Source organism: Kitasatospora sp. NRRL B-11411 (assembly GCF_000721345.1).
GTDB classification, from domain to species: domain Bacteria; phylum Actinomycetota; class Actinomycetes; order Streptomycetales; family Streptomycetaceae; genus Kitasatospora; species Kitasatospora cineracea.
On record NZ_JOGH01000312.1, the window covers coordinates 1 to 477 of the forward strand.

Consider the following 477-nt stretch of genomic DNA (forward strand, 5'->3'; position numbering starts at 1 on the left):
CCGGTCACCTTCCCGCCGGCCACCGCCACCTCCGACAGCAGCGTGGCCTGCGGCACGCCCAGGCGCTCGGCCAGCAGCGCGGGCAGCACGCCCATGGTGCCGTCGGTGGAGGCCATGCCGCACACCACCAGGTCGAAACCGGTCTTCTCCAAAGCGGCCGCCAGGATCGCCGAGGTCCCGAGCGCGTCCGTGCCGTGGATGTCGTCGTCGTTGACGTGCACGGCCTTGTCCGCGCCCATCGACAGCGCCTTGCGCAGCGCGTCCTTCGCGTCGTCCGGGCCCACGGTCAGCACCGTCACCTCGGCGCCCTCGTTGGCCTCCGCGATCCGCAGCGCCTGCTCGACGCCGTACTCGTCCAGCTCCGACAGGAGGCCGTCCACGCCCTCCCGGTCGGTGGTGGCATCGTCCGCGAAGCGACGGTCACCGGTCGCGTCGGGCACGTACTTCACACAGACAACGATCCTCAAGCTCACGGCC

Annotated in this window: 1 pseudogene; it reads right to left on the reverse strand. The window is 71.5% G+C overall.

Annotated elements, in window-relative coordinates:
- Nucleotides 1–473 (reverse strand): annotated as a pseudogene (locus IH44_RS0140110) (electron transfer flavoprotein subunit beta/FixA family protein); the annotation flags it as partial.
- Nucleotides 474–477 lie beyond the last annotated feature (4 nt).